Source organism: Shouchella oshimensis (assembly GCF_002019765.1).
In the GTDB taxonomy this organism is placed as follows: domain Bacteria; phylum Bacillota; class Bacilli; order Bacillales; family Bacillaceae_D; genus Shouchella; species Shouchella oshimensis.
On the sequence record NZ_KV917380.1, the window covers coordinates 3,131,599 to 3,155,941 of the forward strand.

The following is a 24,343-nucleotide window of genomic DNA, read 5'->3' on the forward strand; positions in this document are numbered from 1 at the left end:
TGCATACAATAGGCAGGAATGGAGGCGTTAATAGTGGATAAAGAATATGAAAAGAAAGCAACTGCTTACTATCAAGGAATTAATCAACAACTGTTTTCTTTAATTGATCCAAAAGTCGAAACGGTATTGGATATTGGCTGTGCTGAAGGAGCCCTCGGTGCTGCAATAAAAGACTCGTATGGCGCAGACGTACATGGCTTTGAACTGTTTCAACAAGCTGCTACCCAAGCTAAACAAAAACTTGACTCCGTTACGGTAGGGAATATTGAATCGGATCCATTACCATTTGAACAAGAACAATTTGATGCGATTATTTTTGCAGACGTATTAGAACATACGTTAGATCCTTGGTCAGTGTTAACAAAAGTAAAGCCATACTTAAAACAAACCGGTGCCATTTACGCAAGCATTCCAAATGTTGGTCACATATCTATTATAGAGGAGTTAATTCAAGGCACTTGGAATTATGTAGATGCAGGTTTACTTGATAAGACACATTTTCGGTTTTTCACGAAATCAGAAATCGAAAAGTTATTTCATACCAGTGGTTATCAAATAGAGATCATTGTGAATAACCAAGTATTGTTCCCCCACCAACAGCTGCTCATGCAAAAAATACTTGAGGCTGGACAATTAGCTGGTCTAAATACAACACACTTCTTTGAAAGAACAACTGCATATCAATATATGCTAAAAGCAAAGCCATCCGTTTAAGGTGGATGGCTTTTGGTTTAACCCTCCCTACTAACGGTTATAGTAAAGTAGATGAACGAATTGGAGGGATTCACTTGCCGCTCACCGATGACCAAAAAAGTAGAATGTTGCCATCGAAGCACCGCCAGCGTGAAATTGAAAAACAATCGGATGAAAATGACCGATTCCACGCGTTATTGGACAAACTAGAAGACGTTACCACGAACGGAAGGCTTAAAGATATGGCTTTTCATTTTACAGATACAAAACAAGTGGTAAAATCAAACTTAATCGCTGGTATTGCTAGAGGTGTAGGATTAACGATTGGCGTAGCACTTTTCGTCTCTCTACTTCTTGCTATACTTAATTTGTTTGAACCATTACCGATTATTGGAGAATGGCTCGCCAATTTAGCGAACATCATTGAAGCAAATCGATAAGTCGACAGAGGAGGTTTTTTAGAATGGATTGGTTAGGAATTGGCGTACTAGTTTTTGCGGTTGCGTTTCTTATTGCCGTTATTTGCTTGTTACCAGCTATGCGTAATCTAGCAAAAACACTTGATAAAACCGCTACAACCGTTGCCCAGCTTGAAAAAAGTTTAGACGATATTACAGGTGAAGTAAAAGTAACTCTCCATAATACAAACGAAACGATTATGGATGTAAACGAAAAAGTGTCAAAGCTCAATCCGCTTTTTGATATCATTCATGATTCTGGAGAAGCTGCACACAGAGCTTCAAGCGCATTATCTACATATACGCTTACAAGAGTCAATGCTGCTAAACAAGAAGCTGTAACGGCTCAACCTGATCAAGTTTCTGGAATTATTAAAGGCATTGCCTTTCTCTATTATTTTCGAAAAGCAAAGAAACAGCAAAACAACGTATAAAAAAGACGAGTCTCCTCTTTATGAGGATGACTCGTCTTTTTAATGATACACAGTTAAGAGTTGATCAATTTGTTCTCCCAGTTGATCTTTCTTTACATCGTAAGTCCCACCTAGAACAATGCGATCAAACTTATCATTATTACGTAAAAGCTCTAGTTGGTAAACCGAATGATCCTTCGTTTGAATACTAACCACAACCTTTTGACCGTCTTTACGCGTTACATACAAGAGTAAACCATGATCCATTGGAATATACCCTTGTACGTCCCACGCTCTTAGCCAGTCTTTTTCATTTGCTTGAATGGTTGCTATAATACTTTCTGCAAGCTCTTCCATCTCCTGGCCTCCTTACCTTTTTAGTGTATCACGCCTTTGATTTACTAAAAAAGGAGGAAATGGATCGTTTATCAACATGAAGTGGTTCCTCGATACGAATGGTCTTAGAAGAAAGCAAATTCGCGAAGTTTTCTTTTATCGATTTTTGTTGAGCAGGATTTATTTTTGACAGTATAGTGTCTACTTCTTCCATCTTATTTTCATCCCACTTTGTAAAAATTTCTGAATAATTTCCTATCATATGAATTAAGTTCCCGCTTACTAATGCACGGGTGCATTTTTTTCTTCCTTTATCTGTTGTTGATAATAAGCTTGTTGCGTCCATCATGGTATATGCCCCTTGCTTCACTAATTTGTATAATAAATCAGGATGCTTTTGTATGCGGGTGTCTTTCTCTGGGTAGAGCAATACCGGGTAATAACCGGCTACAGCCAATTGGTACAGCTTCTCTGCTGCGTTTTGCAAATCTTCTCCATCAAGGGTAACAAGTACAAATAATGTTTTATTTAGTGGAATGGCTCTTCCTGCTTGTAAGTCCGTAAGAAGATCGTCATCAAGTGGCAAGACTTGTCCTTGTAATAACGTGATGCCATTCAATTTTTCATTATAGGCTTTTACCGTCTTTGTAACCTCGTCTCCCCAAGTAGCAGCATCGTCGCGTTTAAAAAGTGGAATGTAACAGAGCGATTGCATGTGTCGGTCGCGCAGAAAATGGATTTGTTCAAGTAACTTTGAGCGTGATCGAGAAACACCACTAATTTCCGGTAGTCCTTCGTTCCATACATCAAACATATGCACTCCTCCTTTTATTATCACCTATTAGACATTGTTCTTATAAGTTCCTTCTTTCCTCGATTAAGAGAATGAAAAGTAAGCAAGTAGTAGAAGAAAGCAACTAAAGAATAGAAGATGGGTTTTTTTATTCATTGCTAAAACAGCAATAAATTCACGGGTATATGCATTAGGCTGAAAATACCAAGCTGTTGGAGAGCCAATTCCCTCAGCTGGCATAGACAACTGTTTTGCAATTAAACTTGATCGAAACACATGAAAATGATTCGTAACAAACACGACATTTTGATGGTCGGGTATCATTTTTTTTGTGTATAAAAAGTTTTCGTACGTATTACGTGCTCGATCTTCTAAAGTGATCGATTGGGGTGGAATGTTTCTGCGAACCAAATAGGCTTTCATCGCCTCTGCTTCGCTTCTAATCTCATCTTCCCCTCGTCCACCTGTTACAATAATACGTGGAGGAGGTGCCACTTTTTTTTGCATCGTATAGAAATAAATTCCTCTTTCTAATCGACTTGCTAAAATAGGTGAAACCTCGTTTCCCCTTAACAAGCCAGCCCCTAAAATGACAATATAATGTTGCTTGTAGTACGGTCGATTAAAGCGATAAAGGATAGAAGAAACGAGAAAAGATAAAAAGAGAAACCCATAAAATCCTATATAGATCGTCATTGTAATGGCAATAGGCTCAATTGTAAGAAACGTTGTTGGGATCAGCAGAAGAAAACTAAACATAGCTACACTCGCTAGAAGGGAAAAGAAATTATTTCGGCTTCGTCCTTCTTTTCGTATGAGCTTCCACGTATTACGTATAACGTAGCCTATGACAAAAAGTAAAAATAACAAAAGCATAAGCCCAAATAGTAAATAAAGTATAAGGATAAGATGATCATATTTGCTCACAGGACCAGTTGTTACAACCGCTAGTCCACTTCCTAAAAACAATAGTAAGCTTAAGGTTAAAAACATTCCATTAAAGATACTACGTTTTTCAATCCGCATACTCAGTAAAAAAACGATCCCACAAACAATTCCAAACAATAAAAACATATTCATGCTGCTTCACCTTCATCCATTTTTACATTCATTCCTTTTTTTTGCTTGTCTCAAACACCCTATTGGACATTCTTCTTGTAAACAAAAAAAGCCGCTTCTAAACGGCTTCTTAAAATGTATTAGTTAACATGCTTCCAGACATCCCATTCTCCTGATTGACTAGGGTCTTCTCCGCGTGTCCACCATTTCGCTTCGTACCACATGCCATTATGCTCGACTTGATCACCTTTCGTATACGTTAAATCTTTGGACCAGCTGCTCGTTTCTGTTTCTCCCTGACAAACTTTTACTTTTTTCCAAACATCCCATTCTCCTGAGAGTTGCGGTTGATCTCCTTGTGTCCACCATTTCGCTTCATAAATTATTCCATTTTTTGATACACGATCCCCTTTTACGTAAATCGTACTTTCAGACCATTCAGGAACTTCACAAGCTTGTTGTTCATCCCCGTTAAAAACAGTGGTAATAGACTGAACTAAATCACCATCACGGTTATTGCTTGCTTCCCAGAACATGGCCCCGCCTAACCCTTTGTCAACAACATATTGAGCTTTATGAGCGATGGATTCTGGGTCATCATAGGTAATAAAGGTTCCATCTGTTTCATTAAACAAGAAAGGAACTTTAGATGCATCATTCCAATAACGCTTATAGCCATTTTGATTTACATAATTGTCTTTTAAATCTTGATAATCAAACGTAGCATTTGACCATGTCCCAATTTGAGCAGGACCATCGCAGAAAGCATACTCACCATTATTCTCAGAATCACATCCTGTCCATCCATATCCGTAGAAAGGCATCCCCATCAATAACTTTTCTTTCGGAACGCCTGCTTGTAAATGACCTGTAATCGCAGCATCAACGTTTAATGCATCTGCCCATGGGACAGTTGCTTCTTCGTCATAAAATAAAGGCGCGTTGTGCCCATTTTGTGCTTGCCAAGTGCCGTTTAAATCGTAAGTCATAATTTGAATCCAATCTAAAATGTTCGCAAGCTTTTCCAGTTCATTGTTTTCTAAATAACTAGGTGAGGCTGAAGACGCAATCGTAAGAAGATACTCTTTACCATCTTCTTCACCGGCTTTATCCAAAGCCTCTCTCGTTGCCTCTAAAAGCTTCGTATGATTTTGCTTATCCTCTGGGCTACGCTCATTTTCAGGCATTCCGCCACTAACTGGATATTCCCAATCTAAATCTAGTCCATCAAATCCATACACTCTTACAAAATCAACAGCAGATTGAGCGAATGTGTTTCTCGTTTCTTCAGATGCAGCCACTAATGAAAGACGGTTCGACCACGTCCATCCCCCAACAGAAATGACCGTTTTCAAATGAGGATATTCTTCTTTTAATTGATTTAGCTGATTAATATTCCCTTTAATAATCTCTTCTTCATCATCACCTGGATACACTTTACGCACATCTTGTTCTGGATCGCCTAACACAATTGTTCCATTCGGTACGTCAACCGGTCCTACTTCATCTTCACAGACCCATTCTCTAGGATTTGGCCCCGATGGATCTAAATTACCGTGAACCCCTTCCCAACAAACATTAGCAAACGCATACATAATATGAGTCATTTGCTCAGCTGGAAGATCCTTTACTTCATAGCCTCTTTCTTCTGCTACCCAAGATGGGTAATACCCAACAACTTTTAATGCTTCATTTTGTTGTTCTTTTGCCCATAGTGCTTGATCACTTCCATTGAAAAATAATAACGTTATAACGATTAATAGTAGAGAAGTACGTTTTACTCTCATTATCCATTCCTCCTTTTACTAAACCAATTGCACAATGATTCTCAAAAATCCTCCTTTTTATTTCCAAATAATTAGATTTAACTATGAATCTCTCATCTTAATTTCATGAAATGTGTCTAAATAGCTATTGTTTCTTCGTTTTTCCAAGACTATAGTGTTAGAATAGTCTTTATATCTATTTAGTTCTGCGGCTAAGCGAGGGATGACCTATTCGAAAAATTGATCAAGCATTCCAACTATCCATTCGATACACAGATAAACTAACAAATCGAGTTGACTACATTTATACAAACCAAAAGAGAACGTTTATTTTAAAAAAGAAATCTGATCAAGAGCGAGCACGAATGGAAGCTCAACTTCTTCAAGACTTGCATGGAAAAGAACAACCTGTGCCAGTTCCTTTAAAAACAACCTCCAATGAATTCACCGTTAAAAGTAATGACAGCTTTTATGTCGTTTACTCTTATTTAGACGGTCACTTACTTACAGCGGAAACCCTTTTAGATCAGCCTGCACTCGTAAAACAATCTGGCTACGCACTAGCAAAACTAGACAATGCGTTGCTCGAAGTAAGCGACTATCATACGTTCAGGAAACGTCACGTTTACACATCGTTATACCATAATATTATTCCATTTATGAAGAAAGAAACGATTGCCCTTGATGTTGTTCATCTCTTAACAGAACTTACAGACGAAATGCGTTTGTTAGAACAACTTCCAACTCAGCTTATTCATCGAGATCCCCACTATCGTCACTTTCTTTATCTCAAGGATAAAGTAAGCGGAATTATTGATTTAGAATTAGTGGAAGAGAATATACGAATTTTAGACCCATGTTACTTCGCCACCAGTCTGTTAAGTGATCTCTATTCAAGTCCTGCAGATGTGGATCGTTGGTTTCCAGCTATAAAAGAGTTTTTCCGTGCCTACCATCAGGAAAACCCATTCACAATCCAAGAACGCAAGGCTCTCTGGCTAACGCTTTTAAGTATTGAAGCCGTTCTGATCGCGTTCTTTAGTCATGATGAAGAGCGTATGGAGAAGAATCGTTCCATGTTTCTATGGCTCTATGAAAACAAACAACTTTTTGATGAACTTATCCACCTTCGCTAATAAACATCTCCCTTAACAAAAGAAACCGTAGGCTATTCCTACGGTTTCAGCATTTATGTGTGTGCGAGAAAATCTTCAATAGCTGCTATTGCTTCTTTCTCATCAGGTCCTTCAGCCGTTAACTGAACCTCATCTCCTAGCTTTAACACAATGCTCATTAAGCCAAGAATACTCTTAACATTAATAATAGAATTCCCTTTTTTCAAATGAACATCAGCTTTAAAATGACTTGCTCTTTCTACTAGTGCCGCAGCATTAGAAGCATGCAACCCTTGGGGTAACCCTACTTTTATTGTCTTCTCCATAAAGCCTACCTCCTCTTTATTTGCCCTTCCATATATATGCGAAAAACTTCTTCATATGAAAGTTTCTTTTCAGTCATGGTAAGAATCTTTTCCACATACGTATAGAATAACTAGGACAAGAAGGAAGGTGGCAATATGGAAGACACACAATGCCTTTCCCATATTCAACGTATTAGCCCTTTAGTCAAAAAGATTGAAGACACTCTAGCGCAACAAAACCATTTGGAAGCAAAACAAAAACAACTTGAACGCGGTCCATTACGCCATTTGTATCACGTTAAAGACTTAAACAGTCTGTTTGCCGTTTGCATCTTAGTGTACCTATTTGTCTTCCATACCGTTTTTTCAGCCGCGCTTATCACTCTTTATCAACTCTTTTCAACTATTGATGTATTGTTCATCTCTTTTATCAGTATGTTTATTCTTTTCGTGTGCATGCCTATTTTCGTATATTTCCTTCTTATTTGGAGTATGAATCAACTGTTTAAGCGGTGGCTTCACTATGATCATAAAGTACACGAAGTATCGCTAGCATTAAAAGAAGCAAGAGAAGTAGAACAGGAGCTGAAGCAAACGCTAAGCAACCAAACCACTATTCCCATGTACTATTTAAAGACGTATGCGCTAGCAAAATTCGAAACTTATTTTCTTCGTCAACGGGCAGACTCTATGAAAGAAGCGATCAATTTATTTGAATTGGAACAACAGCATGTACTTCAGCAATATCGGTTTTACCAATACAATGGAGAACGCCGTTTTACGAAAATGTATGAAAAAGCAGCAGAGTTTGAGAAACAAGTTAGCTCTAGCTCCTAAATGACTTGCTACTTATCGATCCGTGATCGGTAAGTCTTTTTTGTATAAACAAACATTACCCCCTCCTTTACAAGAGAGAGTAACCACTAAGCTTGTTTTCTTATATCATCCCATTTCTTATGAACATGGGTTTTTGTTTGACTATTCCCACATACTTTACATGACTTAATTGAACGTACATATAAGATCCAAAACATAGCAATCAAGATCCCTACAATACCACCCATTGTATCAACTAACACATCCTCAACCATTGGCGATCGGCCCGGGGTAAAAGACTGTCTGTACTCATCTATACTTGCGTACAAAACAACAAAAAGAAACGTTAATGCACTAGCGTAACGTAGACGCGTAAAATAACCAAGCAATCGTGTACCGATCAAACCAATAAATAAAAACGAAAAGAAATGAGCTGCTTTTCGAAGAAAAAACTCTACAAATGATTCTACTGACAAAGACTCTAAACTAATCACTCGCTCACCGTATGGAAACGAAATGTGAGCAATCCTCGTTTGTTCAATCCAATGAATTGGTAGTTGACTTAACATACCACGTATATCTTGATTTCCATATGGCGTCGAACTTGAAAAAGCAATAATAGACACAGCAATTAATAGAAAAAGGCTATAAATCGTAACTTTTATGGGACGTGACAAAGACTCACCTCATTTTTTGTTCCGTCCATTATACGCTTTTTTGGCACTGAAACGTTTATAAATGTAAATTTTCTCACAAACTCTTATCTTTTTCACAATCAAGAAATGCATGCACAGCCTCGCGCCAGTGTCGCATTGGTGGGAATTCATTTAACTGCAAATTTTTATGAGCGAATACAGAGTATGCAGGACGGGAAGCTACAGTAGGAAATTCCATTGTTGTGCAAGGTTTTACTAATTGAGGAACTCCCTGCTTCATAAAAATCTCTTGGGCAAACTCGTACCATGAACAGTTACCGCTATTAGACACATGGTAAATGCCATATCGTTTGGTTCCGATTAGGACGAGAAGCATTTCAGCAAGATCCGTTGCATAAGTTGGCGAACCTATCTGGTCATCCACAACTTTGCAAGGAGACTCTTTTTCGGCCAAAGCCATCATGGTCTTCACGAAGTTTTTTCCATGATGACCAAAAACCCATGATGTCCGCACAATGAAGAACCTTGAATGAAAGTGTTGAACAGCTTGTTCACCGGCAAGCTTGGATCGCCCGTATACTCCGAGAGGCGCAGGCGGGGTCCATTCGTCTATTGGCTCATTTGCGCTACCGTCAAAAACATAGTCTGTGCTTACGTACACAAAAACCGCGCCCAGTTGCTCTGCTACAACACAGAGATTCCGAGTTCCAGCTGCGTTTACTCGATACGCTTCTATCTCATTCTCTTCCGCTTGGTCCACTTGTGTGTATGCAGCACAATGGATGATGACATCAGGTTGAATGGTGTTCAGCACGCTTTCAACCTTTCCAACATCTGTAATATCAAGCTCTTCCCTTGTCAATCCAATAGAAGGTATTTGTTGTGATGCTGCTAAGGCTAAAATAGCTGATCCTAGTTGCCCTCCCGCTCCTGTTACAAGAATCTTCATAGCGTATGCCTCCGATACGCACCTGATAACACATCCTGCCACCACTTTTTGTTTTGAATATACCAATCAATTGTCTCCGCTAACCCTTCATCAAAAGAGTACGTTGCTTTCCAGCCAAGGTCTCTTTCAATTTTTGAAGCATCAATGGCATAGCGAAAATCGTGACCGAGTCGATCATCTACATGATGAATAAGGGCTTCTGATACACCTAAAGTCTGAACGATCCGTTGGACAATCTCCATATTCGTTCGTTCGTTTCGCCCACCAATATTGTATACTTCACCAGGTTTGCCATCACGTAATACTTTATTGATACCTCGACAATGATCGTCTACATGAAGCCAATCTCTTACTTGATGACCATCTCCATAAATAGGAAGCGGCTTATTTAGTAAGGCATTCGTCACCATAAGTGGAATTAATTTTTCAGGAAAATGGAAAGGTCCATAATTATTTGAGCACCGTGTAATGTTTACATTCATTCCAAATGTCTCATAATAAGAGCGCGCGAATAAATCTGCGCCTGCCTTACTTGCTGAATAAGGACTATTCGGTTGCAATGGGGTATCTTCTGTAAACAGCCCGGTCTCTCCTAAACTACCATACACTTCATCGGTGGATACTTGTACAAACTTCTTCACATCAGCGCGTTTGGCTGCATGTAAAAGTAATTGCGTGCCGTACACATTCGTATGTACAAATGCACCTGGATCGGCAATACTACGATCAACGTGAGACTCTGCAGCAAAGTGTACAACAGCATCTATGTCATAAACTGAAAATACGTTTTCTACTTGTTGACTATCGCATATGTCGCCTTGTATAAATTGAATAGCGTTACGCACTCGTTTTAAATTAGCGAGATTACCAGCATACGTTAGCTTGTCATATACAATCAGATTGTCTTCTGGATAATCTTTAGCGAGTAACCGTACGAATGCACTACCAATAAAGCCTGCTCCTCCTGTAATAAGTAGATTCATGATCATTCCCCTTTAAAAATTATTTTCTGCTTTGTGAAGCAATGGATGCGCACGGTCTTTTTTAGACAAGATCGGTTGACTACAAGGCCACTCAATTGCAAGTTCTGGATCATTCCAGCGTATGCCACGATCATTCTGTGAGGAGTATAATTGATCGACCTTATAAGCAACGATTGTATCATCGACTAGCGTGCAAAAACCGTGGGCAAATCCCTTTGGCACGAGGAGCTGTCTCTGATTGTGCTCACTTAAAACGACCCCTACCCACTGTTTGTACGTTGGTGATTCTTGTCGAATATCAACGGCTACATCAAAGATTGCTCCTGTAACACATCGAACGACTTTTTGTTGTGAATTAGGGTTTAACTGATAATGGAGACCTCTCAGCGTCCCAGCTTGTTTCGATAATGATTGATTATCCTGTAGGAACGCTTCTTTAATGCCTGCCTTTTTAAACACATTTTCGTTATACGTTTCTACGAAATACCCTCTATCGTCTGCATACACATTTGGTTCTAGTAAATAGACACCTTCTAGTTTTGTTTGATGTATTTCCATTGTTCACCCTCCTTTTGCTATCCGCAACAAATACTGGCCATATTCATTTTTCTTTAACGGTTGTGCAAGTGTAAGTAAATCTTCTTTTGATATATACTTCATTCGAAAAGCAATCTCCTCAATGCATGCAATCTTTAAACTTTGACGTTTTTCCACAGTATGAATAAATTGCGAAGCTTCGAGCAACGATTCATGGGTGCCAGTATCTAACCACGCTGTTCCTCTTCCTAATTTCTCTACATGTAATTGCCCCTGATTTAAATACATGACATTTACATCTGTAATTTCCAATTCGCCTCGAGCTGATGGCTTGATTGCTTTTGCATACTCAACAACACGATGATCGAAGACATAAAGCCCTGTTACTGCATAATTTGATTTCGGGTGAGCAGGTTTTTCTTCAATGGAAATGGCTTCACCTTCCTCATTAAAATCAACAACACCGAAGCGCTCTGGATCGCTTACGTAATAGCCGAATACGGTTGCTCCCTTGTTTTGTTGCATTGCCCTCTTTAGCCGATCTGGTAAACCATGCCCGTAAAACAAATTATCCCCTAATACAAGGGTGACATTGGATGTCCCTATGAACCTCTCACCAATAATAAACGCTTGCGCTAATCCTCCAGGTTCTGGTTGAATTTCATACTGAATTGAAATGCCGAGCTGAGCACCATCCCCTAACACTTGCTTGTAGCGACCAGTATCTGCTGGTGTGGAAATAACTAGAAATTCTCGAATGCCTGCGAGCATAAGTAACGACAAGGTGTAATAAATCATTGGTTTATCATAGATTGGAAGTAACTGTTTGGACGTAGCTTTCGTTATAGGGTAAAGCCTTGTTCCACTTCCTCCTGCCAGTATAATTCCTTTCAGATTAACCACCGCCCTTAGAAAAAATCCATATAGAGGAATCTATGCAAGCAAAACAAAAAACCTGCATCATTTATGCAGATTTTTTCGTTTTTACTTGGATTTGACGTCAACCTTTCTTTAGGATGATAACGAAATAATAGAAAATAAGTGCCACTAAATACACAAGCAATCCAATTAAAAGGAAGTCAAGTCCAGCTATCGGTTGATCAAATGCAACAAATGAAAAATCGATCAATACACATAAAAATAACATCACTATGATGACATTCGTTTGAGCGACCATATTTCGTGTTAACTGTATAAGGATCGTACTGTTCTCCTCTGTTACTTTAATTGGAAAATTAAAGAGTGAGGGAACAAAACGTACTGCAAACAGCATAAGTGAGAGACCTGTTGTGAGAACTGGCAGTAAAAAGAATAATCCTTTGTTGCCATATGTATAAGCCTCTGAAGTAAACGAAGTTGAATGAATGGGTACCTCCGTCGGCAACTTAGGATAGATAATGATAAACAGAACCCAAAGAACTATTAATAGTAAAGCGGCTATCGTCGTCATCCCTTTTTCAAGTCTCGTTGCCCGAACATTTGATACCTCTCTTTTAATCATATACAACTCCCCCCCTACCTAATGTACGCCTCCGTTTGCTCAACGTTTCATTTTTATAAAATAAAAACGCCTTAGCTTTCGCCAAAGCGTTTTTATTCGTTATTCATTTTCTAAATACTGTAAATCTACAAGACCATCAATGTCCGTACTAGCCATTTGCCCTGCTTCTTCACTAATAGCAGCCATTTCTTGAAGCACCTGTTCATTTACGTCCACAGTTGGGAATAAGCGTTCAAGAGAAAGACGTATTTCGTCGTAGTCTAATTCGTTCCCAGTTTCTCTTTGAATATGGTCTACGAAGATTTGTGCCGCTTCATCAGGATTGTTAGCGACAAACTCTACCGCATCTGTATGTGCACGTAAGTAGGCACGTGCTAAATCTTCATTAATCTCTAAAAACTCATGACTTGCGGTTACCACCGTATTAGTGGAATCCTCTCCCCAAGCAAATTCGTCTGCATCAACTAGAAAAGCAGCGTCTAAATTATCTGCAAGAAAGCTCCCCCAAGGCTCTTGAGTGGCAGCAGCATCTGCGTCACCTTGTGAAAATAAAATCGATGTATCTGCCGGTGCTTGCGGAACAAAATTAATATCGTCTGCGTCAATACCTGCATCTGCTAATTCTTTTCGTAACATGATATCTTGAGTGGAGCCAATGGTCGGGATGGCAACATTTCTTCCTGCTAAATCTGCAACAGACTCTACCCCTGAATCAGCACGAGCCATAATAACGGCTCCACCGTTCACAGCTCCTGCAATAATGGAATGGCTTGGATTTCTTGTGTACGTATTCATTGCTGGTACTGGTCCCACTGTACCGATGTCAATTTCATTTGCCGACATTGCCTCCATAAATTGCGCTCCGTCTGGTACAGTCATTTTTGTAAAACGAGCATCTTCACCAAATTCTTCTTCAAAATAGCCATTTTCTAACGCAACAATGGTAGAAATATGTGTCAAGTTAGGAAAATATGCAATGCGTACTTCCCCTTCCGTCGCACTATTACCGCAAGCTGTAAGTGTAATGCCAGCTCCTAAAGCAAGTAAAGATCCTTGTATTCCTTTTTTCATAGCATGTCTCTCCTTTTAATGTAAACCTGGTTTTAGTCCCCATTTCTTCTGTACCGATCTCTCTACACGTAAAAAAACAAGGTTATCAACAATAGTTCCAATAATACCAATAACAATCATCACAGAAAGCACTAAATCCATTTGACCAAGCGAACGGCCAACTGTTAATAAATAGCCAAGACCACCAGCAGCTACAAATAGTTCGCCGGCCATAATAGCACGCCACGCAAATGCCCATGCTGTCCTTACACCTGAAATGAGATGAGGGACTGAAGCGGGTAAAATGACTGTTCGCAATAAATGACTTCCTCTTGATCCGAGGGTTTTGGCAACGTTCATATAGAGAGTCGGAACATTTTTAAAGCCCGTGCTCGAACTAACTGTGACCGTCCATGTAGCCCCTATTGTAACGATAAATAGTAAAGAGGCGTTTCCGTATCCAAACCAAATAATAGCAAGTGGGAGCCAGACAATACTTGGTATTGATTGAAGTGCCGTTACTAAAAAGCCAAGGGTATCATCAACGAGCTTATATCGAGCAATTAAGTATCCTAATGTAAGACCGACAATAATGGCAATGGTAAACCCGAGTAACAATCGTCCTAATGTAATTCCTGTGGCTGTTAAAATCTGTCCAGAAATGAGTCCACTTACAAATGTATTTATAACCGTTGTACCACCGGGATCTAACGGAAATAGTAAAGGTGGAAATGAGCCTGGTGGGAAGTTACCTACCCTAGATGTTATCTCCCATATAGCCACGATCATCGCGATGAATACGATCCGTCTTATAGCTGTAGTCATCTCCAAACTCCTCCTTTAACACTTTCTCCATTTCTTCTTCAAGTTCAGCTAATATTCTTCGTTCTAAATCAACTAAATTGCTGTCAGCAGGATCTCTTGGGAGTGCAGCTTGAACAGGGAACTCTCGTTTTATTTTTCCTGGACGCGTCCCCATAAGAACAATTCGATTGGAAAGCATCACCGCTTCCCGAATATTATGAGTAATGAATAGAATGGTTTTACCTGTATTTGCCCAAATTTCTAGCAATTCTTTATGCAAGACCATTCGTGTTTGTTCATCTAACGCAGCAAACGGTTCATCCATTAATAAAATATCTGGATCCATAACGAGTGCCCGAGCAATCGCCACCCGCTGCTTCATTCCCCCAGAAAGCTCATGTGGAAACGATTTAGTGAAATTCCCTAAATGCACCGTTTTCAATCCCTCGATCGCCTTTTCTTCACTTTCTGCTTTTGATATCCCTTTCAGTCGTAAGCCGTACGTCACATTGTCAAGGACGTTCATCCATGGAAAAAGGCCAGATTCTTGAAAGACAACCACTCTGTCATTGCCTGGTTTTTTCACCTGTTTCCCACCTGCAATGACTTCTCCGGTAGAGGGTGTATCAAGTCCGGCAATTAGATTAAGGATCGTTGATTTCCCACAACCAGAAGGACCTAATAATGAAATAAAATCTCCTTCATTAATGGTTAGATTAATATCGCTTAATACATGTAGCGATTGTTTTTTATTTTTTTCGAAAGATTTCTCTACATGTTTTAATTGAATTTGCATCTTTCCACCCCCAAATACCAATAATACCTACTAATATAATAAGAATTATAGTTTTTTTAAGTGTAAGGGAAGTCAAGAAAATCGTCAATTAGAATCGTCTACATCGAACAAAATCGTGTTTTTCGTACCACATAATGGGATCTCTTATAGTTGCTTGTCACAGCTATGGATATATGGTAAGATTCGAAACTTATGACTGAATTTAGGAGGAACAATTGAGAAATTTAAAACTAGACTGGCCTGTTTTTGCGATATCTGGTGGTTTCTTACTTGTATTTGTTATTGCTTCACTCGCAAATGCAGACTTCGTCGGTAATCTAATTAATACAGCATTTGCCTGGTCATCGTTAAACTTTGGTGCGTTTTGGCAAGTACTGATGATTCTTACATTTCTAATCGCCGTCTTTATGAGCTTGACCGAACTAGGGAAGGTACGATTAGGCGACTCTTCCAAGCCAACGTTTTCTTTCTTTAAATGGTTTTCAATGATCATGATTACCCTTCTCGCTGGCGGTGGGGTATTTTGGGCAGCAGCCGAACCTATGTATCATTATTTAGATACGCCACCTATGTATAGTGAGACCGGTAGTACAGCTACAGCCATTCAGGCTGGCTTATCGACTGGCTTCTTGCATTGGGGCTTTCTTGCTTGGAGTATTTTAGGTACCCTTGGCGTTGTTGTTCTCATGTATGCAAAAAAGAAAGGACAGCCCCTTAAACCACGAGCGTTGTTATATCCAATCTTTGGAGAAAAGATTATGCACAAAAGTGTCTTAGGCACACTAATTGATGTCTTTTCAATTTTAGCCGCTTGTGCAGGTACAATTGGGCCAATTGGATTTCTAGGATTACAAGCTGGATATGGTTTAAATATGCTTTTTGGCTTCCCAGATACATTCGCTATTCATTTTGCAATGATTTTCTTTTTGGTGGGGATTGCAGCAGTATCAGCAGCAACTGGAATCCACAAAGGAATTCAGTGGTTAAGTCGCTTTAACGTCATGATTACAGTGATTCTTGCTATTGCCATTTTAATTCTGGGGCCAGCCCGTTTTATTATTGATTCATTTGTATCGAGCTATGGCTCTTACGTGCAAAACTTCTTACCAATGAGCTTGTATAGAGGAGATGAAGGATGGCTTTCAGGCTGGACTCTATTCTTCTGGGGGTGGTTTATTGGATATGGGCCGATTATGGCAATCTTCATTTCTAGAATATCCGACGGAAGAACCATACGTGAGCTATTCTTAACGGTTGCATTTTTAGCACCTGTTGTGACAAACTTCTGGTTTACTGTCGTTGGAGGTACAGGAATTTTTTACGAAATCAATGAACATGGATCTGTTAGTAATCCATTAAATGAAGGTGGGCTTCCTGCTTCCATCTTTGCCATTGTTAATCAGCTACCACTAGGTGCTATGTTTGCATTTTTATTCATTTTTGTCACATGCATATTTGTAGCAACAACGGCAGATTCAATTTCTTATTCCATTTCAATGATTCTAACTGGGAAGGAAACACCAGATCGATTTATCCGTATTTTTTGGGCAATCATTTTCGGAGCCGTTGCTGTAGCACTTCTTTATATTGGTGAAGGTAGCATTGACTCGCTTCAGTCTTTCATCGTTCTTACAGCTGTTCCGGTCTCTCTGTTTATGCTGCCAACACTCTGGCTAGCACCCATAACGGCAAAACGATTATTAAACATGCAACAGAAAAAAGAAGCGAAATGAGGCACCCTCATTCGCTTCTTTTTTCCTTTTCTTTTATGAATTGATTTAAGGAATCAAGCCCGTTCGCAATATGAAAAAGAATACCTGCACATAACCCTATTAAAGCACCGAGGGATCCAGCTGCTATAAACCCTAAGACAATCCCGACTAACATGCCGATGATAAGCGAGCCATTCATGTTTATATCCCCCTATCACTTCATTTTTTACGCATGGCTAGCGATGATGTCTAGCTCTCCATTTATCTCAAACGTTGTTGCATTTACTGGTAAAAGCAAGTGGTCTCCCTTTTTTAATGGATAAGACTTATCTCGCACCATTAATTCTCCAGATCCTTTAATGACAGATAATAAGAGGTAATCGGCTGCAATAGACGCATTCCAATGAGATGTAATTTGACCATGGTACACTGTAAAATAGGCTGATGCAATCAGTTCTGTGATTGTGCAACCCTTATCTTTTCTTACTGTTTTTGTTTGTGTTTGTGCTTTTTTATCTGGGATTCGCGTTACTTGCTTCGCTTTCTCAAGATGCAATGGACGCTTATTTCCTTTTTCATCTGTACGATCAAAATCGTATACACGATAGGTTGTATCTGAACTTTGCTGCGTTTCTAAAATAAGGGTCCCTGCTCCAATCGCATGAATTGTCCCGCTAGGAACGTGAAAAAAGTCTCCAGATTGAATTGGAATTCGATTAAATAATTCATTCCATTCTCCGGCTTCAATTTTTTCATTAAATTCCGCTTTTGATTGTGCTGTATGACCAATAATAAGTTCCGCATTTTCTTCTGCTTCAATGACATACCAACACTCGGTTTTTCCATATGCTTCATTTTCTTCAAGCTCCGCCGCTTGGGCATCGTTCGGATGAACCTGAACAGACAAATCCGCCGAGGCATCTAACAGTTTAACCAATAGTGGAAAACTTCCTTTTGTGTTACCTCCAAAAAGCTCCTCATGATTTTCCCATAGCTCAAGCAATGACTTTCCCTTAAAGTGCCCATTACGAACTGTACTTAATCCATTTGGATGCGCGGATATTCCCCAACACTCTCCTGTATGTAAACTAGGTAAATCATACCCGAATTGGGCTAACTTTTGTCCTCCCCAAATTCTCTCTTGCAGAACGGGTGAAAAAAATAATGGTTCTGTTGTCAACTCACTCACTCCTTCTACCATTTCTCTCTTTAAGACTACCATATTCTTTGTCTTTGCCATACTTGTTTCCTCATCATCTGTAGAGAGCTTTCTCCTTCGCTTTAAAACGGAAAAATCCACAGTTACTCAACCTCGATGTCGTTCGGATACATCTGCTTAACATGATCAAAGCTCGGTTTAAGTGAAAGCTTGAATTCATTTTATTCTTCTTCAATCATTAAAAAAAGAGCTATGCTCGAAGGTTCTCACCCTTATCACACAGCCCTAATTAGGGTCACTACTCCTTATCCTTGTTCCCGCATACGTAACTCTACTCTTCTTGTTTTTCCTGATATTGTTTTTGGCAGTTCTTTAATATATTCAATTTGACGAGGGTATTTGTATGGCGCTGTTTCTTGCTTCACAAACTCTTGTAATGTACTAGTGAGTTCGTCTAATGAAGCCGGTTCTTTATTAAGCACAACATATGCTTTCACGATACTCCCTCTTATTTCATCAGGACTTGCGACCACTGCGCATTCTTTTACTGCAGGATGTTTTGTTAACGCATCTTCCACCTCAAACGGACCAATTGTGTACCCAGAAGAGATAATAATATCGTCCCCTCTTCCTTCAAACCAAAAATAGCCGTCCTTATCTCTTCTTGCTTGATCACCTGTTACATAATAATCTCCTAAAAAAGATGCTTTCGTCCTTTCTTCATCTTTATCATATCGTTTAAACAGCGCTGGTGAATCTTTATGAACGGCAATCATGCCTATTTCTTCTACTTCTGTTTCTCGTCCATCTTCATTAATAATAGTAACGCCATTCCCTACTGTAGGCTTCCCCATTGATCCAGGTCTCGCTTCCATACCAATCATTGTGCCGATTAACAGCGTGTTTTCCGTTTGTCCATAACCGTCTCGAACGGTAATATCAAACAACTCTTTAAAGGTAGTGATTACAGCTCGGTTAAGTGGTTCCCCTGCTGAAACAGCTTCACGAATGGAAGACAAACGATACGAAGGTAACGTCTCTTCTTTTGCTAACATTCGATACTCGGTCGGTGTAGCACAAAAAACAGAAACGTTATGCTCCTCGATAAGAGATAAATACGTTTTGGCATCAAATGATCCGTCATAGATAAAGGCTGTTGCTCCTTTTCCAATAACGGATAAAAACGGACTCCATACCCACTTTTGCCATCCAGGTGCAGCCGTTGCCCATACAACATCATGTGACTTCACTCCAAGCCATTCAGTTGCAGCCGTTCGAAGGTGGGCATAAGCCCAGCTATGTGTATGTACAACTGCTTTTGGATTTCCCGTTGTACCAGACGTATAGGGTAGAAAAGCAAGATCATCTTTGTGCGTGCTACACTCAAAGGAAACGCTTTCATTTTTTGCTAACGAACGTAAATCTTCCCAACCACTTTTTTGATTGCCAACGACTAGCTTAACCTTCAATGTCGGAGTAGGATCCATTTTGTCAACTTCCTCTGTTAAGCCAGTATAAGCAATAACAGCAGCGGCTTCTGCATGTTGGACTCGATAGGTTAAATCCTTTGCACGGAGCATACCAGAGCAAGGAATGATAACCAATCCAGCTTTTATACAGGCTAAATAAGTGGCGTACGCCTCTGGAACACGCGGAAATAACAATAGAACCCGGTCTCCTTTACATAATCCAAGAGACGCGAACGTATTCGCATATTGGTTCATGGATTCAATTAATCTCTTGTATGTCCATTCAACCTGCTTGCCATTCTGACCTCGCCATAGTATTGCTTTCTGATTCATGTTCGCATTCTTCTCCACTTCAACGGCTACATTGTACTGTTCAGGAATAACTAATGTGTCCTGTACCACTCTTATCACCCCTCTTTGTATTCATTATATAAATAATTCAGTTTTTTTGAAAGAATAAAACACTCTTCATGTTTACAAAGAAAAAAAACAGGTCGGTTTAAACCCGACCTGCTCTACTCGTTAGACGAGAGCTTGATTTTTCTCATTAAAGTAAATCGCTTTCCCAGTTTTAGCTGACTCGTAAATCGCTTCTAGAATTTCGCTTACAACAAGCGCTTGCTCCGCTTTCACAACTGGCTCTGTGTCATTTCGAATCGCATCTATCCACAGTCTAGCTTCTTTGTCTGCTTGCGTTTCACTGCCACCATCGTAGTACGCAACACCTCCAGCTTGTAGGTCCGGCTTTGTTACATACAAGCGGCTCAATTTCTCACCATTTATTCGCAGACCATCGCGCATATCTGCACCTGCTTTAGTACCGCAAAGGGTCGTTTTCGCTTCATCCACATCTAACGTATTTAACGCCCAGCTTGCTTCTAATGTGACCGTTGCTCCATTTTCCATTGTAATAAAAGCAAAGGCAGAATCTTCAACAGTAAATTCTTTAGGGTCCCAAGGTCCAAACGCATTTGCAGCATTTTCTGTATCTGATAATTTATAGTACACGTTTCCAACAACACTTTTAACTTTGTAGTTATTCAGTGTCCAAAGCGTTAGATCAAGTGCATGTGTACCAATATCAATTAACGGACCCCCGCCTTGTTCTTCTTCATTTAAAAACACGCCCCAAGTGGGAACTGCCCGACGACGGATCGCATGAGCCTTGGCAAAATAAATATCCCCAAATTCGCCTTCTTCTGCTAACTGCTTTAAGTACTGTGAATCTGGACGATAGCGGTTGTCGTAACCAATTGTTAATTTCTTACCTGTACGTTTTGCCGTTTCAACCATTTCCCTTGCTTCAGCGGCTGTTTTAGCCATAGGCTTTTCACAAAGAACATGTTTCCCTGATTCAAGAGCAGCGATGGAAATAGGTGCATGAGATTTATTTGGTGTACATACATGAATAACTTCTATTGATGTATCCTTTAATAATTCTTGGTAATCCGTGTAAACATCTGCGCCTTCAACACCATAATCAGCAGCCGCTTTCTCTGCTTTTTCTTTCACAATATCGCAAAAGGCAACAAGTTCAACTCCTTTTTGCTTAACCAGGCTTGGCATTTGTTTCCCATTCGCAATACCACCACAACCAATTATTCCAATTCGAATCGTGCGGTTTTCCATTCAACATCACCTCTATGCTTTAAGTAGTTGTTGCAAAAATGTAGCACTTTCTTTTATTGAGACAAACTCATCTTTATCAAATTCCTCTTGCTCCACTGTATACCAGTCAACTTGGTATGCTTTTGCCGTTTGGTGAATAGCATGAAAATCCATTATGCCTGATCCAACCTCTACATTTTTCAAGTCTTCGGCATTATTCATATCTTTCATATGAAGTAACTTCACACGTTCTTTATATTTGCGAATCCAATCAACAGATTTTAACCCTGTTGCTTCTAGCCAGAAGGTATCCAATTCCATAAATACAGCTTTTGGATCTGAATAGCGAAAGAGCAAATCTAACCCGTATTCGCCTTCGAATTTCTTCAATTCAATATCATGATTATGATAGCCAAATGCGATGCCTGCCTCTGATGTTTTCTCACCTATTTTAGTAAATAACTCTGCCGTTCGTTTATAAGCATCGGCGCTATCTCGGTACGAATCAGGTAAACCTGGACAAACGATGTAAGGGCTTTCAATTTTGTGTGAGTACTCAATCACATGGTTTAGATTTGATTCAAGCTGTTCAATTGATATATGACTGCCTGCTGCTTGTAAACCGATACCTTTTAACGTATTAAAGAGATCTTTGCTTGTTTTCTCATAATACCCTGCAAATTCAACGCCATCATAGCCTGCTTCCGCAACCTTCTCTAACGCACCAAAAAAATCCTCTGCACATCGTTCTTTTATAGAATAAAGTTGCAGCCCAATTTTTGGCATCAATCCACCTCCAATGTACTGAATCTAATATTAGACTACCATGTCTCACTAATTGATTATATACTAAAACTATTCAATTATATAAAATTTTTGTCATGAAGGAGTCTTTTTATGTTTGATCAAAGTAAAGCATACAAGGAAAAAAAATTACTTGAAAATGAAATCAAACAACCGATTCATTGTCACATTGAAGAAAGCCTCCCAGATCGACGTATTGCAAGTCCCCATTTTCACGATGCCATCGAATTACTTTATGGCTTCTCTGGAACTGCGTATGTGTTTGTTAGTGGCCAATCATTTAGGCTCAAACCTGGTGATTTAATTATTATCAATGCTCAGGAAGTCCATGGCATTTACGCTGAGAAAGGGGAAAACGTAAAATACATCGTTATCAAACTTGAACCTGAAGTGTTATATTCTACATCTCGTTCTTTATTTGAATCTAAATATGTATTACCGTTTACAATGGGTAAATCAAGCCCACAAACCCTTCTACAAAAAGGAGAAATTGCTAATACAAGTATTCCTAAAAGCATTACGAACATTATGACTGAGTTTTCGAAGCAAGACTTCGGGTTTGATTTTGCTATCCGTATTCATATTTGTTCCATCTTCTTAGCTGTCCTAAGACATTGGCGGAATGTTGGCATAACCGTCGGCATAAACGATGATTTGAGTGAAGATGACCTTCAGCTTATGCGACAAACCTTTCAATTGATTGAAAGTCACTACCATACTCCTTTAACAGCAAAAGAAGCAGCAACTGCCTGTAACTTAAGCTATAGCTATTTCTCAAGAAAAATTAAAGCCACTACTGGGCGATCGTTTACTGAATTACTTAACTACGTTCGTATTACTGAAGCCGAAAAACTACTTACAACTACAGATTTATCGATTACGGATATTGCCACTTCTGTTGGCTATACAAACACAAGTTATTTTATTTCACAGTTTAAGCAAGCAAAGCACATATCTCCCTTGCGCTTCAAAAAAGTTACAAGTAAGTCATTATAAAATAAAACTTTTTTGTCTTGACAGTTTTGATATCGATAGCTAGTATGAATGGTAATTCAAAACGAGGAGGAGTTATAATGATACGAGTTGCCTTATTAAGCCGTTGGCATGTTCATGCTGATGACTATGCTAGAGAAGCAAGTAAGAATCCATCAATTGCTATTACAGTCGTTTGGGATGAAGACCCTGCCAGAGGAAAAAGATGGGCCGATGAGCTTGGTGTCGATTTTGAAAACAGTCTAGAGTACACCTTATCAAGAGAAGATGTTGATGCCGTTATCGTCGATACACCTACCGCCATGCATAAAGAAGTCATTCTTGCGGCAGCTAAAGCAAAGAAGCATATTTTTTCCGAAAAAGTGTTAGCGCTTACGGAGGAAGATGTTGAAGACATTTTTGCTAGTGTGGATGAGCACAACGTTTCGTTAATGCTGTCTTTACCACGTTTAAATGATCCAACCTATCTCTATGCAGAACAAGCGGTACAAAAAGGTTTACTTGGGAAGCTAACCTCGATTCGCTGTCGCCTTGAGCATGGTGGAGCGCTTCCTACAGAATCAAACCCTGACGGATGGCTCCCTGCTCACTTTTTCAATAAAGAACAATGTGGCGGCGGTGCTTTAATTGACCTTGGCGCGCATCCCATTTATTTAACGAACCGATTTGGTGGCGATGCTGTATCCCTTTATGCCGATATGGCATCCTACACAGATAGACCTGTAGATGATCATGCAACGGTAATTGTTCGCTATACTTCAGGAGCGACCGCAACAATTGAAGCTGGTTTTATCGCATCAAAGAGTCCATTTATTCTTGAACTACATGGTACAGATGGAACGATTCTCGTTGAAGAGCGTTCATTACGCATCCAATCTACTCATCTAGATGAAAATGGCTGGATCACGCCTGATTTACCTGAGCAAGCTCCAAGTGCTATGAGCCAATGGGTTGCGCACATTGAGGACGGAGAAGAACCACGCATAACTCGAGAGGATATGCGCTTACTTACACGTATAAACGAAGCAGCTATTCAATCATCAGAAGCTGGTAAACGGATTGAATTAGGGAATAAAAAGCATACGACTGTTTAAAGTAAACACCCTAAGGGAAACAGGATGGATGAGGTGAAAATTATGAGCCAGCAACATACCGTTTTCTACGATGCACAGTGCCCTTTATGCCAGAACATCAAAAAAAGTTTACGTTTTTTGGATCGAGACAATTGTCTACGTTGGATCCCTGTTCAAGAAGTCCGACCTTCAACAAGGCAAAAGGCTCGTACTTTTTTTGCTGATATGGAAAAAGAAATCTATGTATTAACAAAACACGGCCATGTGCTCGTTGGTTTCCCAGCCATTCGTGAAATCCTTTCGTCATTACCTAGTCTAATATGGGTTGCCGTGTTAATGAGACCAGCAGCAGTTGAAGCAATCGGTCAGATCGTCTACCAATTTGTTTCCCATCGACGACACGCATGGTTTGGTCAAACTGAATATAGACGCCCTGATACGATTTAAAAAACGGTTAGCACATTTTGTGCCAAACCGTTTTTTATCGTTACCCTT

Annotated in this window: 28 protein-coding genes; 9 read left to right on the plus strand and 19 right to left on the minus strand. The window is 39.6% G+C overall.

Translation table 11 applies throughout. The annotated features are described in order from the left end of the window. Positions 1 to 33 precede the first annotated feature (33 nt). Genes BK583_RS15820 through BK583_RS15830 form a run of 3 tightly spaced genes read left to right on the plus strand, consistent with a single transcriptional unit; the run spans position 34 to position 1,585 of the window. Complete coding sequence (locus BK583_RS15820) at positions 34 to 714, plus strand: class I SAM-dependent methyltransferase (RefSeq protein ID WP_055735707.1); 681 nt, start codon at positions 34 to 36, stop codon at positions 712 to 714. Between the two features lie 5 nt (positions 715 to 719). Then, positions 720 to 1,133: a DUF5665 domain-containing protein gene (locus BK583_RS15825; protein ID WP_236702358.1), complete on the plus strand. Its 414-nt coding sequence runs from the start codon at positions 720 to 722 to the stop codon at positions 1,131 to 1,133. Positions 1,134 to 1,156: 23 nt separating this feature from the next. Further along, entirely contained in the window at positions 1,157 to 1,585 is a 429-nt protein-coding gene (locus tag BK583_RS15830; RefSeq protein ID WP_035398432.1) for a DUF948 domain-containing protein, read from the plus strand. Positions 1,586 to 1,624: 39 nt separating this feature from the next. Here BK583_RS15830 and BK583_RS15835 read toward each other — a convergent pair whose 3' ends face one another. From BK583_RS15835 to BK583_RS15850, 4 genes are all read right to left on the minus strand, one after another. Further along, positions 1,625 to 1,921 (minus strand): hypothetical protein, encoded by a 297-nt coding sequence (locus BK583_RS15835; RefSeq protein ID WP_055735706.1) that lies wholly within the window; start codon positions 1,919 to 1,921, stop codon positions 1,625 to 1,627. 28 nt (positions 1,922 to 1,949) lie between these two features. After that, positions 1,950 to 2,714, minus strand: coding sequence for a CpsB/CapC family capsule biosynthesis tyrosine phosphatase (locus tag BK583_RS15840; RefSeq protein ID WP_055735705.1), 765 nt, complete (start codon positions 2,712 to 2,714; stop codon positions 1,950 to 1,952). A 63-nt stretch (positions 2,715 to 2,777) separates the two neighbouring features. Continuing rightward, positions 2,778 to 3,773 carry a YdcF family protein gene (locus BK583_RS15845; protein WP_055735704.1) on the minus strand — a complete coding sequence of 332 codons (996 nt, stop codon included), beginning with the start codon at positions 3,771 to 3,773 and terminating at the stop codon, positions 2,778 to 2,780. Between the two features lie 119 nt (positions 3,774 to 3,892). Beyond that, positions 3,893 to 5,539, minus strand: coding sequence for a glycosyl hydrolase family 18 protein (locus BK583_RS15850; protein WP_055735703.1), 1,647 nt, complete (start codon positions 5,537 to 5,539; stop codon positions 3,893 to 3,895). A 242-nt stretch (positions 5,540 to 5,781) separates the two neighbouring features. Here BK583_RS15850 and BK583_RS15855 point away from each other — a divergent pair, with 242 nt between their 5' ends. Further along, positions 5,782 to 6,654 (plus strand): phosphotransferase enzyme family protein, encoded by an 873-nt coding sequence (locus BK583_RS15855; protein ID WP_269083161.1) that lies wholly within the window; start codon positions 5,782 to 5,784, stop codon positions 6,652 to 6,654. Positions 6,655 to 6,707: 53 nt separating this feature from the next. Here BK583_RS15855 and BK583_RS15860 read toward each other — a convergent pair whose 3' ends face one another. Then, positions 6,708 to 6,959 carry an HPr family phosphocarrier protein gene (locus BK583_RS15860; protein WP_038477740.1) on the minus strand — a complete coding sequence of 84 codons (252 nt, stop codon included), beginning with the start codon at positions 6,957 to 6,959 and terminating at the stop codon, positions 6,708 to 6,710. Between the two features lie 135 nt (positions 6,960 to 7,094). Here BK583_RS15860 and BK583_RS15865 point away from each other — a divergent pair, with 135 nt between their 5' ends. Then, complete coding sequence (locus tag BK583_RS15865) at positions 7,095 to 7,775, plus strand: 6TM ABC transporter family protein (protein ID WP_055735701.1); 681 nt, start codon at positions 7,095 to 7,097, stop codon at positions 7,773 to 7,775. A gap of 86 nt (positions 7,776 to 7,861) precedes the next feature. Here BK583_RS15865 and BK583_RS15870 read toward each other — a convergent pair whose 3' ends face one another. The 9 genes from BK583_RS15870 to BK583_RS15910 form a co-directional block, all read right to left on the minus strand. Next, on the minus strand, positions 7,862 to 8,431 hold the full coding sequence (locus BK583_RS15870; RefSeq protein ID WP_051667366.1) for a VanZ family protein: 570 nt from the start codon (positions 8,429 to 8,431) through the stop codon (positions 7,862 to 7,864). A 73-nt stretch (positions 8,432 to 8,504) separates the two neighbouring features. Next, a complete protein-coding gene (gene rfbD / locus BK583_RS15875) occupies positions 8,505 to 9,359 on the minus strand; it encodes a dTDP-4-dehydrorhamnose reductase (protein ID WP_055735700.1) in 855 nt (284 codons plus the stop codon). Then, entirely contained in the window at positions 9,356 to 10,342 is a 987-nt protein-coding gene (gene rfbB / locus BK583_RS15880) for a dTDP-glucose 4,6-dehydratase (protein ID WP_055735699.1), read from the minus strand. The genes rfbD and rfbB overlap by 4 nt, the downstream gene beginning before the upstream one ends. Positions 10,343 to 10,354: 12 nt before the next feature. Continuing rightward, positions 10,355 to 10,900, minus strand: a complete 546-nt coding sequence (gene rfbC, locus BK583_RS15885) for a dTDP-4-dehydrorhamnose 3,5-epimerase (RefSeq protein ID WP_055735698.1) — start codon at positions 10,898 to 10,900, stop codon at positions 10,355 to 10,357. A gap of 3 nt (positions 10,901 to 10,903) precedes the next feature. Continuing rightward, on the minus strand, positions 10,904 to 11,773 hold the full coding sequence (gene rfbA / locus BK583_RS15890; protein WP_038485333.1) for a glucose-1-phosphate thymidylyltransferase RfbA: 870 nt from the start codon (positions 11,771 to 11,773) through the stop codon (positions 10,904 to 10,906). Between the two features lie 106 nt (positions 11,774 to 11,879). Further along, on the minus strand, positions 11,880 to 12,380 hold the full coding sequence (locus tag BK583_RS15895) for a DUF1648 domain-containing protein (protein WP_055735697.1): 501 nt from the start codon (positions 12,378 to 12,380) through the stop codon (positions 11,880 to 11,882). 99 nt (positions 12,381 to 12,479) lie between these two features. Beyond that, positions 12,480 to 13,451 carry an ABC transporter substrate-binding protein gene (locus BK583_RS15900; RefSeq protein ID WP_055735696.1) on the minus strand — a complete coding sequence of 324 codons (972 nt, stop codon included), beginning with the start codon at positions 13,449 to 13,451 and terminating at the stop codon, positions 12,480 to 12,482. Positions 13,452 to 13,466: 15 nt separating this feature from the next. Then, positions 13,467 to 14,255 (minus strand): ABC transporter permease, encoded by a 789-nt coding sequence (locus BK583_RS15905; protein ID WP_055735695.1) that lies wholly within the window; start codon positions 14,253 to 14,255, stop codon positions 13,467 to 13,469. Further along, on the minus strand, positions 14,188 to 15,030 hold the full coding sequence (locus tag BK583_RS15910; RefSeq protein ID WP_055735694.1) for an ABC transporter ATP-binding protein: 843 nt from the start codon (positions 15,028 to 15,030) through the stop codon (positions 14,188 to 14,190). Before BK583_RS15910 ends, BK583_RS15905 begins: the two co-directional genes overlap by 68 nt. A gap of 215 nt (positions 15,031 to 15,245) precedes the next feature. Between BK583_RS15910 and BK583_RS15915 the strand changes: the two genes are divergently transcribed. Further along, positions 15,246 to 16,763, plus strand: coding sequence for a BCCT family transporter (locus BK583_RS15915; RefSeq protein ID WP_055735693.1), 1,518 nt, complete (start codon positions 15,246 to 15,248; stop codon positions 16,761 to 16,763). A gap of 7 nt (positions 16,764 to 16,770) precedes the next feature. Here the strand turns inward: BK583_RS15915 and BK583_RS20845 are convergent, their stop codons facing one another. The 5 genes from BK583_RS20845 to BK583_RS15935 form a co-directional block, all read right to left on the minus strand. Further along, a complete protein-coding gene (locus BK583_RS20845; RefSeq protein WP_158318492.1) occupies positions 16,771 to 16,941 on the minus strand; it encodes a hypothetical protein in 171 nt (56 codons plus the stop codon). Positions 16,942 to 16,968: 27 nt separating this feature from the next. Beyond that, the gene (gene manA, locus BK583_RS15920; protein ID WP_055735722.1) at positions 16,969 to 17,943 is read right to left on the minus strand and encodes a mannose-6-phosphate isomerase, class I; all 975 of its coding nucleotides are present in this window, start codon (positions 17,941 to 17,943) and stop codon (positions 16,969 to 16,971) included. Between the two features lie 263 nt (positions 17,944 to 18,206). Further along, positions 18,207 to 19,772, minus strand: a complete 1,566-nt coding sequence (locus tag BK583_RS15925; protein ID WP_055735692.1) for an acetate--CoA ligase — start codon at positions 19,770 to 19,772, stop codon at positions 18,207 to 18,209. A 120-nt stretch (positions 19,773 to 19,892) separates the two neighbouring features. Then, entirely contained in the window at positions 19,893 to 20,999 is a 1,107-nt protein-coding gene (locus BK583_RS15930) for a Gfo/Idh/MocA family protein (protein ID WP_055735691.1), read from the minus strand. A gap of 12 nt (positions 21,000 to 21,011) precedes the next feature. Next, positions 21,012 to 21,764 carry a sugar phosphate isomerase/epimerase family protein gene (locus BK583_RS15935; RefSeq protein ID WP_038477704.1) on the minus strand — a complete coding sequence of 251 codons (753 nt, stop codon included), beginning with the start codon at positions 21,762 to 21,764 and terminating at the stop codon, positions 21,012 to 21,014. Positions 21,765 to 21,875: 111 nt separating this feature from the next. On the opposite strand from BK583_RS15935, the gene BK583_RS15940 reads away from it, so the two are divergent. The 3 genes from BK583_RS15940 to BK583_RS15950 all read left to right on the plus strand — a co-directional run bounded on the left by BK583_RS15940 (position 21,876) and on the right by BK583_RS15950 (position 24,295). Beyond that, complete coding sequence (locus BK583_RS15940) at positions 21,876 to 22,778, plus strand: helix-turn-helix domain-containing protein (RefSeq protein ID WP_055735690.1); 903 nt, start codon at positions 21,876 to 21,878, stop codon at positions 22,776 to 22,778. Positions 22,779 to 22,855: 77 nt separating this feature from the next. Then, the gene (locus BK583_RS15945) at positions 22,856 to 23,869 is read left to right on the plus strand and encodes a Gfo/Idh/MocA family protein (RefSeq protein WP_038477701.1); all 1,014 of its coding nucleotides are present in this window, start codon (positions 22,856 to 22,858) and stop codon (positions 23,867 to 23,869) included. 42 nt (positions 23,870 to 23,911) lie between these two features. Continuing rightward, positions 23,912 to 24,295 (plus strand): thiol-disulfide oxidoreductase DCC family protein, encoded by a 384-nt coding sequence (locus tag BK583_RS15950; protein ID WP_038485324.1) that lies wholly within the window; start codon positions 23,912 to 23,914, stop codon positions 24,293 to 24,295. The last annotated feature ends 48 nt before the right edge of the window (positions 24,296 to 24,343 follow it).

Coding starts and splice junctions, on each gene's coding strand:
- BK583_RS15825 (WP_236702358.1), top strand. CDS start 720: ATGGCTTTTGGTTTAACCCTCCCTACTAACGGTTATAGTAAAGTAGAT.
- BK583_RS15830 (WP_035398432.1), top strand. CDS start 1,157: ATGGATTGGTTAGGAATTGGCGTACTAGTTTTTGCGGTTGCGTTTCTT.
- BK583_RS15835 (WP_055735706.1), bottom strand. CDS start 1,921: ATGGAAGAGCTTGCAGAAAGTATTATAGCAACCATTCAAGCAAATGAA.
- BK583_RS15840 (WP_055735705.1), bottom strand. CDS start 2,714: ATGTTTGATGTATGGAACGAAGGACTACCGGAAATTAGTGGTGTTTCT.
- BK583_RS15845 (WP_055735704.1), bottom strand. CDS start 3,773: ATGAATATGTTTTTATTGTTTGGAATTGTTTGTGGGATCGTTTTTTTA.
- BK583_RS15850 (WP_055735703.1), bottom strand. CDS start 5,539: ATGAGAGTAAAACGTACTTCTCTACTATTAATCGTTATAACGTTATTA.
- BK583_RS15860 (WP_038477740.1), bottom strand. CDS start 6,959: ATGGAGAAGACAATAAAAGTAGGGTTACCCCAAGGGTTGCATGCTTCT.
- BK583_RS15865 (WP_055735701.1), top strand. CDS start 7,095: ATGGAAGACACACAATGCCTTTCCCATATTCAACGTATTAGCCCTTTA.
- rfbD (WP_055735700.1), bottom strand. CDS start 9,359: ATGAAGATTCTTGTAACAGGAGCGGGAGGGCAACTAGGATCAGCTATT.
- rfbB (WP_055735699.1), bottom strand. CDS start 10,342: ATGAATCTACTTATTACAGGAGGAGCAGGCTTTATTGGTAGTGCATTC.
- rfbC (WP_055735698.1), bottom strand. CDS start 10,900: ATGGAAATACATCAAACAAAACTAGAAGGTGTCTATTTACTAGAACCA.
- BK583_RS15895 (WP_055735697.1), bottom strand. CDS start 12,380: ATGATTAAAAGAGAGGTATCAAATGTTCGGGCAACGAGACTTGAAAAA.
- BK583_RS15900 (WP_055735696.1), bottom strand. CDS start 13,451: ATGAAAAAAGGAATACAAGGATCTTTACTTGCTTTAGGAGCTGGCATT.
- BK583_RS15905 (WP_055735695.1), bottom strand. CDS start 14,255: ATGACTACAGCTATAAGACGGATCGTATTCATCGCGATGATCGTGGCT.
- BK583_RS15910 (WP_055735694.1), bottom strand. CDS start 15,030: ATGCAAATTCAATTAAAACATGTAGAGAAATCTTTCGAAAAAAATAAA.
- BK583_RS20845 (WP_158318492.1), bottom strand. CDS start 16,941: ATGAATGGCTCGCTTATCATCGGCATGTTAGTCGGGATTGTCTTAGGG.
- manA (WP_055735722.1), bottom strand. CDS start 17,943: ATGGTAGAAGGAGTGAGTGAGTTGACAACAGAACCATTATTTTTTTCA.
- BK583_RS15930 (WP_055735691.1), bottom strand. CDS start 20,999: ATGGAAAACCGCACGATTCGAATTGGAATAATTGGTTGTGGTGGTATT.
- BK583_RS15935 (WP_038477704.1), bottom strand. CDS start 21,764: ATGCCAAAAATTGGGCTGCAACTTTATTCTATAAAAGAACGATGTGCA.
- BK583_RS15940 (WP_055735690.1), top strand. CDS start 21,876: ATGTTTGATCAAAGTAAAGCATACAAGGAAAAAAAATTACTTGAAAAT.
- BK583_RS15945 (WP_038477701.1), top strand. CDS start 22,856: ATGATACGAGTTGCCTTATTAAGCCGTTGGCATGTTCATGCTGATGAC.
- BK583_RS15950 (WP_038485324.1), top strand. CDS start 23,912: ATGAGCCAGCAACATACCGTTTTCTACGATGCACAGTGCCCTTTATGC.